The 7,851-nt window shown below is 42.7% G+C and carries 8 protein-coding genes; 6 read left to right on the top strand and 2 right to left on the bottom strand.

The window, feature by feature from the left end; genetic code table 11:
- Positions 1-45: 45 nt before the first annotated feature.
- On the top strand, positions 46-393 hold the full coding sequence (locus L6C30_RS12145; RefSeq protein ID WP_004975264.1) for a hypothetical protein: 348 nt from the start codon (positions 46-48) through the stop codon (positions 391-393).
- Between the two features lie 117 nt (positions 394-510).
- Here L6C30_RS12145 and hemJ read toward each other — a convergent pair whose 3' ends face one another.
- On the bottom strand, positions 511-963 hold the full coding sequence (gene hemJ / locus L6C30_RS12150; RefSeq protein WP_004975266.1) for a protoporphyrinogen oxidase HemJ: 453 nt from the start codon (positions 961-963) through the stop codon (positions 511-513).
- Between the two features lie 18 nt (positions 964-981).
- Positions 982-2,211 carry a beta-ketoacyl synthase N-terminal-like domain-containing protein gene (locus L6C30_RS12155; protein WP_019837217.1) on the bottom strand — a complete coding sequence of 410 codons (1,230 nt, stop codon included), beginning with the start codon at positions 2,209-2,211 and terminating at the stop codon, positions 982-984.
- Between the two features lie 284 nt (positions 2,212-2,495).
- Between L6C30_RS12155 and L6C30_RS12160 the strand changes: the two genes are divergently transcribed.
- From L6C30_RS12160 to L6C30_RS12180, 5 genes are all read left to right on the top strand, one after another.
- Complete coding sequence (locus tag L6C30_RS12160) at positions 2,496-4,004, top strand: EcsC family protein (RefSeq protein ID WP_236163157.1); 1,509 nt, start codon at positions 2,496-2,498, stop codon at positions 4,002-4,004.
- 139 nt (positions 4,005-4,143) lie between these two features.
- The gene (gene rpsL, locus L6C30_RS12165) at positions 4,144-4,518 is read left to right on the top strand and encodes a 30S ribosomal protein S12 (protein WP_019837219.1); all 375 of its coding nucleotides are present in this window, start codon (positions 4,144-4,146) and stop codon (positions 4,516-4,518) included.
- Positions 4,519-4,695: 177 nt separating this feature from the next.
- Positions 4,696-5,166 (top strand): 30S ribosomal protein S7, encoded by a 471-nt coding sequence (rpsG, locus tag L6C30_RS12170; protein WP_180064740.1) that lies wholly within the window; start codon positions 4,696-4,698, stop codon positions 5,164-5,166.
- A 130-nt stretch (positions 5,167-5,296) separates the two neighbouring features.
- The gene (gene fusA / locus L6C30_RS12175; protein WP_236163156.1) at positions 5,297-7,432 is read left to right on the top strand and encodes an elongation factor G; all 2,136 of its coding nucleotides are present in this window, start codon (positions 5,297-5,299) and stop codon (positions 7,430-7,432) included.
- Between the two features lie 95 nt (positions 7,433-7,527).
- Positions 7,528-7,851: GTP-binding protein (locus L6C30_RS12180; protein ID WP_236162884.1), on the top strand; the 324-nt coding region annotated here is incomplete at its 3' end.

A 7,851-nucleotide genomic window follows, 5' to 3' on the forward strand; every position in this document is an offset into this window, starting at 1 on the left:
TATTTAATTTGAATATTTAATTTTAATATTGAAAGAGGGTATGTGATGAAGATATTTAGTCAATCTATTGCAGTAGTAGCGGTTTCAATACTGATGACTGCATGTGCCAATCATGCTGCTACATCCACAACACCTACTGCGCAGGTCGAAATGTACACATCATTGCAACATCGACAGTGTGAGCCAGATTCAGGTTTAACCCTTACGGAAATTGTTCAGCGTTTACAGCAAGCACAGATTCAGGTGAAGCGGGCCAGTGTAGGTTCAGATGGGCGGATGTATGCACAGGTCTGTGGTGGTGCAGATGGAAAAATTGCTATTGTCACGATTCCTCAATCTCAGCAGAAACAAGCAGCGGCATTGGGCTTTCAGCCTTACTCACAAATACGTTGAATTAAAGCATAAGTGCTGTTTTTAGTTGTCACCCATAAAAAAACCTCAGTTCTTTGCACTGAGGTTTTTTTACAACCGAATCAGGTTGAGATGTCAGAATACTTGGCGTTTCAAATTTTAGAACTGTGGTTTTACCACGACTAAAATTACAATCGCTAATAGCAGCACAGTCGGCATTTCATTGAAGAATCGCCAGAACTTGTGTGATTTATAATGCGCATTGCCAATCAGTTTTTGGCGGTAATAGCCACAAACCAAATGGTAAATCACCAATAAACCGACCAATGCTACTTTCAGGTAAAACCATAACGCATCGTGGTAATTGCGGGTCGCATCGCCCCAATCTACCAAAAAGTGTGCCGTGATGAGGGTGGCAATCATAGACGGCCACATAATCCCTCGGTACAACTTGCGCTCCATGATTTCAAAACGCTGATGGCTCAGTGTATCTTCACTCATGGCATGGTAAACATATAAACGTGGTAAGTAGAACAATGCAGCGAACCAGCAAACCACGGCAATAATATGTAATGCTTTTACCCATAAAAAAGCATCAGAAGGTGCATCCATCGACTATCCTATAGGAGATTATTCATCCCACTTCTTGAAAATAAGGCAGGCATTTACACCGCCAAAACCGAAACTGTTACTCATGACAGTATTCAATTTTGTGTCGCGTTTTTCAAGTACGATATCAAATGCTTTCGCGCCTTCATCCAGTTCAGTGACGTTGATGTTTGGTGCAATGAAGTCATTTTGCATCATCAAGACAGAATAAATTGCTTCTTGAACGCCTGCAGCACCTAAGCTGTGACCTGTCATTGACTTCGTTGAGCTGAGCGCAGGTACTTTGCCTTCACCAAACGCACGTTCCATGGCTTTTAATTCAGTCACGTCACCTGCTGGGGTAGAAGTACCATGTGTGTTCACATAGTCAATTGCGTCTACACCGTGTTGTTTTGCTTCGTCTAAAGCCATCAAGATACAACGTGTTGCACCTTCGCCGCTTGGAGCAACCATGTCTGCACCATCAGAGTTTGCAGCATACGCAACTACTTCAGCTAAAATGTTTGCACCACGTGCTTGAGCGTGTTCAAGTGATTCAAGAACCACGAAACCGCCACCACCTGCAATCACGAAACCGTCACGGTCTGCAGAATACGGACGAGATGCTGTTTCTGGTGTGTCGTTGTATTTAGAACACAATGCACCCATCGCATCAAACAATAAGCTTTGTGACCAGTGATCTTCTTCACCGCCACCTGCTAGCATTAAATCTTGTTTACCCAATTGAATAAGGTTGTAGGCATAACCAATTGCATCGGCAGAAGTTGCGCATGCACTGGTAATTGAGTGCGCAATACCTTGTAATTTGAACGCAACGCCCAAGTTAGCTGTAATCGTGTTCGACATGTTACGTGGTACGAAGAAAGGACCAATTTTACGTGCGCCTTTTTCTTCAAGTAGCTCAATCATTTCTGCAACAGATGCTGTAGAGTTACCGCCTGAACCACCCGCGATACCGTAACGTGGGTTACCTGCTAAATCTTCTTGCTTTAAGCCCGCATGTTCAATGGCATCTACTGCAGCATTGTAAGCGTACATCGCACATACGCCCATAAAACGTTTTAATTTTCGGTCAATATGGTCAAAATTTTGTTCTGCCGCTGCACTTACGTGGCTTTTGAAATTAAGTTCAGCATAAGTTGGGTTGGAACGTGTCCCAGAAATACCGTTTTGTAAAGAATGAGTCACAGCTTCTAAAGTATTACCAATGCACGAGTTAATGCCCATGCCGGTGATTACAACACGTTTCATCTACAGATCCCTTTTATGGTGATAATGTTGAGCCGGACACCGTAATGGCCAAGCAATCGCTGATACGGTATGACTCATGTCTTACAATTGCATTCATAATAACAGAAAGAATTTTGAATTCTTATGGCAAATATGATGCCACTTTGCAGAGAAGATCAAACCGCAGTGAACCATCAAATAAGATGCAGGAAGCCAACCAAAAGATACACAATCACATTGAGATAAACTTAGACTACACCTAGTATTTACCTATAAATCATAGAAATTAAAAATGAGGAGTAAGAATGTCAGATTCCAACAATAAACAATCAAGCGGATTCTTCTCGAATGCGATTGGAGTGGCTAAAAAGCTCAGCAGAACAGGCATCCACGTTTTGCAGCAAGTTGCACCAAGTGCTGTAGCGCAAGATGAGCACAGTGCAAAATCAGGACAAATTATTGAAGGTCAAGCGCGTAGCTTTAGTGCTTTTCAAGCACGTCAATATGACAATCCTCAACACATGCTCAGACAGCATGTGCCACAAGTTTCACGTCAGCTTTTAGGTCGTCACTATAACCGTGTCAATCAGGTGGCGAGTTTTGTATCGCCCGATTTTTCTGACAAAATTTCAGATTATTTATTTGATCAGTTGAATAGTTTTACTTCCAATATTAGCTCAGTTGATGATGTGCTTGATCAGGCAGGCGTACGCGATTTAGAAGAATTGACTCAAGATGTAGATCGTTCTAAGCGAATTGGTCAAGCACTCGCAGAACAAAATAAGTGGATTGCATCACTGCAAGGCGCATTAACAGGTGCAACAGGAGTAATTGGTTCAACCATTGATGTGCCTGCATCTATTGTGATGTCTTTGCGTACCATTTATCAGGTAGGGCGTGCCTACGGTTTTGAACTGAACAAAGACACCGAGCAAGAAATTGTTCAGTTTATTTTTAAACAAATTGATTTAGGTGTCATTGCAGAAAAGCAAGCAGTATTGATGGGACTAAAAACCTTATCCAATATGCTGCAAACTCATGATGTGCATCAATTACAAAATATGCTCGGTTCAAGCAATGATTATGAGGCTTTAAAGAAATATTTCTTGAATGAGCAAGGTCAAGTGAAATGGCCTTGGTTAACTCATGTACCTAAGTTTTCCATGTTGAATAAACTCACGCCTGTGGCAACCGCATCGGTGAGTGCCGTATACAGCTGGAAATTGGTGGAAGATGTACATCACAAAGCGCAGCAAGTATTTTCCAATGCCCGTAGCTATTTAATACAGCATAAAGACAGCAATTTATCGGCTATTCATGCGTATGAAAAATCATTGGAATTGCTGGCACAGGCTGCGCCCAAACTCTTGGAGCAATTGAAGGGCAATGAGGCCAAACATACGGAGCAAGATAGATTAGTAGAGGGGCAAGAGAGCGCAGAATCTGCGCCGTCAGATGCTTTAGAGCAAACCGTATCAGACCATGAAAGTATCAGAACGGTAAAAGTGCAAAAAAAATCGGACAAAGTGGAAACAACTGCAGCACAGCGAGATGAAAGTATTCAGCAAGGTTTAGAAGAATTGGCAGATCAAATGCTGGAACCACATGCCGAAGTTGCACCACAAAAAACAGCTATTCCAGTTGAAGAAACAGATGAATATGCACTAGAAGATGACTTGGATGCTGTAGAGGATTCAACTCAAGTGGCTGAAACCGTTTCAGAAAAACAAGCAGAGCCAGTAAAAGCGAGTAAAACAAAGGTTACAAAAAAGCCAAGAACACGTACCACTGCACGAAAACCAAAAGCTGAATAAAAACAAGTGATAAGTAGGAAAATGGTTGCTGTTTTAACTGCCTATGAAATATTGACCATTTTTCTATCTTCGCTTACAATTGCATGCCCTCAAAAAGTAGTATGTTTTTGGGGCTTTTTATTAACGGGAGAATTGCCACATGGCAACAACAAATCAGTTGATCCGTAAGGGTCGTACGACTTTGGTTGAAAAATCAAAAGTTCCTGCGTTGAAGGCTTGTCCACAACGTCGTGGTGTTTGTACACGTGTTTACACAACTACACCTAAAAAACCTAACTCAGCAATGCGTAAAGTTTGCCGTGTTCGCTTAACTTCAGGTTTTGAAGTTTCTAGCTACATCGGTGGTGAAGGTCACAACCTACAAGAGCACAGTGTTGTTCTTATCCGTGGTGGTCGTGTTAAAGACTTACCAGGTGTACGTTACCATACCGTTCGTGGTTCTTTAGACTGTGCTGGCGTGAAAGATCGTAACCAGGCACGTTCTAAATACGGTGCTAAACGTCCTAAGAAATAATCTTTTAAAGATTAGTCTTAGTTCTTAGAACTGCAATCCTTTATCGTCTCGCTTGTCTGATTTCTGCATTTAATTTTGTGAAATTCAAGCGACGTGTAGTAAGGCCAGCGAAATGCACACGACACTTTGTGCTACTGCTGGATCACCCTGAAGTGTCATATTTATAGGTAGTTTAAAATGCCAAGACGTCGCGTAGTCGCTGCTCGTGAAATCCTTCCGGATCCTAAATTCAGCAGCCAAACAATCGCTAAATTCATGAACCACGTAATGCAAGATGGTAAAAAGTCTATTGCTGAAAGTATCGTTTACGGTGCTTTAGACCGCGTTCAAGAAAAATCTAAAGTAGACCCAGTTGAATTTTTTGAAGCTACGCTTGAAAAAGTTCGTCCAATGGTCGAAGTAAAAGCACGCCGTGTTGGTGGTGCTACTTATCAAGTTCCTATGGAAGTACGCCCATCCCGTCGTACTGCTCTAGCGATGCGTTGGTTGGTAGATGCTGCTGCTAAGCGTTCTGAAAAAACTATGGCTTTACGTCTTGCTGGTGAGTTGCTTGATGCAGCTGAAGGTAAAGGCGCAGCGGTTAAAAAACGTGATGACGTGCATCGTATGGCTGAAGCCAACAAAGCATTCTCTCACTACCGCTTCTAAGCGACTAAAACAGCCCCTATTCAGGAGGGTGATAGCTTGGTTTACGCCAAACTGTCATCGAATCGCTTTAAGCTGTCCTTCAGCTTAAAGCGCCTGTTTTAAACAACAAAATTTAGGAATGCAAGAGATCATGGCACGTCAAACCCCAATTTCTCGTTATCGTAACATTGGTATTTCTGCGCACATTGATGCTGGTAAAACCACGACTACAGAACGTATTTTGTTCTACACAGGTGTATCTCACAAAATTGGTGAAGTACACGATGGTGCAGCAACAATGGACTGGATGGAGCAAGAGCAAGAACGTGGTATTACCATTACTTCTGCTGCTACGACTACATTCTGGTCAGGTATGTCTAAACAGTTCCCTGAACACCGTATCAACGTAATTGATACACCGGGACACGTTGACTTCACCATCGAAGTTGAACGTTCTATGCGTGTTCTTGACGGTGCGTGTATGGTTTACTGTGCTGTAGGTGGTGTACAACCTCAGTCTGAAACTGTATGGCGTCAAGCGAACAAATACCAAGTGCCTCGTTTAGCATTCGTGAACAAGATGGACCGTACGGGTGCCAACTTCTTCCGTGTTGTTGAACAAATGAAAACACGTCTTGGTGCGCACCCTGTACCTGTAGTAATCCCTGTTGGCGCTGAAGAAAACTTCCAAGGCGTTATCGACTTGATCGAAATGAAAGCGATCATTTGGGACGAAGCTTCACAAGGTATGAAGTTCGAGTACGGTGAAATCCCTGCTGATCTTCAAGAAACTGCTGAAGAATGGCGTACAAACATGGTTGAAGCTGCTGCTGAAGCTTCTGAAGAGTTAATGGACGAATACCTGAACAATGGCGATTTGACTAAAGAACAAATCGTTGCTGGTCTACGTGTTCAAACATTGGCTTGTGAAATTCAACCAATGCTTTGTGGTACAGCGTTCAAAAACAAAGGTGTTCAACGTATGTTGGACGCAGTCATTGAATTCTTGCCATCACCTACAGAAGTTAAAGCGATCGAAGGTATCCTTGACGACAAAGCTGAAACTAAAGCGACTCGTGAAGCATCTGACGAAGAACCGTTCTCTGCGTTAGCGTTCAAAATCATGAACGACAAATTCGTAGGTAACTTAACTTTCGTACGTGTTTACTCTGGTGTTCTTAAACAAGGTGACTCTGTTTATAACCCGGTTAAATCTAAACGTGAACGTATCGGCCGTATCGTGCAAATGCACGCGAACGATCGTCAAGACGTTGAAGAAATTCGTGCGGGTGATATCGCTGCGTGTGTAGGTCTTAAAGACGTAACTACAGGTGATACACTTTGTGATGAGAAAAATGTCATCACACTTGAGCGTATGGAATTCCCAGAGCCAGTAATTGCATTGGCTGTTGAACCAAAAACTAAAGCTGACCAAGAAAAAATGTCAATTGCTTTAGGTCGTTTGGCGAAAGAAGATCCATCATTCCGCGTTCGTACAGATGAAGAATCTGGTCAAACGATCATTGCGGGTATGGGTGAACTTCACCTTGACATCATCGTTGACCGTATGAAGCGTGAATTCGGTGTTGAAGCAAACATTGGTAAACCAATGGTTGCATACCGCGAAACGATCAAAAAGACGATTGAGCAAGAAGGTAAATTCGTACGTCAAACTGGTGGTAAAGGTAAATTCGGTCACGTATACGTACGTTTAGAGCCGCTTGATCCTGAAGCTGGTAAAGACTATGAATTCGCTGAAGAAGTTGTAGGTGGTGTAGTACCCAAAGAATTCTTCGGTGCAGTAGACAAAGGTATCCAAGAACGTATGAAGAATGGTGTCTTGGCTGGTTACCCAGTTGTAGGCATTAAAGCGACATTATTCGACGGTTCTTACCACGATGTCGATTCTGACGAATTATCGTTCAAAATGGCGGGTTCTTACGCGTTCCGTGACGGTTTCATGAAAGCAGATCCTGTTCTTCTTGAGCCAATCATGAAAGTTGAAGTAGAAACTCCAGAAGACTACATGGGCGATATCATGGGTGACTTGAACCGTCGTCGTGGTATTGTTCAAGGTATGGACGACTTACCTGGTGGTACTAAAGCAATTCGTGCAGAAGTTCCACTTGCAGAGATGTTTGGTTACGCAACACAAATGCGTTCAATGTCTCAAGGTCGTGCGACTTACTCTATGGAATTTGCTAAATATGCTGAAACTCCACGTAACGTGGCTGATGGCATCATTGCTAAATTCCAGTCTGGTGGTAAAAAAGGTGACGACGAGTAATCTTTCGATTACTATAAGCGCAAACTAATTTATAGTTAAAAAACCTAATGCTCATGGAGTGATCCTCCATGAGTTGTTTTAAAAAGGAAGATCTCATGGCTAAGGCTAAGTTTGAACGTAATAAGCCACACGTTAACGTGGGCACAATCGGTCACGTTGACCATGGTAAAACAACTTTAACAGCTGCAATTGCAACTGTATGTGCAAAAAAATTCGGTGGTGAAGCGAAAGACTACGCTGCAATTGACTCTGCACCAGAAGAAAAAGCACGTGGTATTACAATTAATACTTCTCACGTGGAATACGATTCTCCAACTCGTCACTACGCGCACGTAGACTGCCCGGGCCACGCCGATTATGTTAAAAACATGATTACTGGTGCTGCTCAGATGGACGGCGCGATCCTTGTATGTGCTGCG

It is taken from the genome of Acinetobacter sp. KAM396 (genome assembly GCF_021602765.1).
In the GTDB taxonomy this organism is placed as follows: domain Bacteria; phylum Pseudomonadota; class Gammaproteobacteria; order Pseudomonadales; family Moraxellaceae; genus Acinetobacter; species Acinetobacter towneri_A.

What these genes read in the sequence shown, in the direction of transcription:
- L6C30_RS12145 (WP_004975264.1), top strand. Translation starts at nt 46, where the DNA reads ATGAAGATATTTAGTCAATCTATTGCAGTAGTAGCGGTTTCAATACTG.
- hemJ (WP_004975266.1), bottom strand. Translation starts at nt 963, where the DNA reads ATGGATGCACCTTCTGATGCTTTTTTATGGGTAAAAGCATTACATATT.
- L6C30_RS12155 (WP_019837217.1), bottom strand. Translation starts at nt 2,211, where the DNA reads ATGAAACGTGTTGTAATCACCGGCATGGGCATTAACTCGTGCATTGGT.
- L6C30_RS12160 (WP_236163157.1), top strand. Translation starts at nt 2,496, where the DNA reads ATGTCAGATTCCAACAATAAACAATCAAGCGGATTCTTCTCGAATGCG.
- rpsL (WP_019837219.1), top strand. Translation starts at nt 4,144, where the DNA reads ATGGCAACAACAAATCAGTTGATCCGTAAGGGTCGTACGACTTTGGTT.
- rpsG (WP_180064740.1), top strand. Translation starts at nt 4,696, where the DNA reads ATGCCAAGACGTCGCGTAGTCGCTGCTCGTGAAATCCTTCCGGATCCT.
- fusA (WP_236163156.1), top strand. Translation starts at nt 5,297, where the DNA reads ATGGCACGTCAAACCCCAATTTCTCGTTATCGTAACATTGGTATTTCT.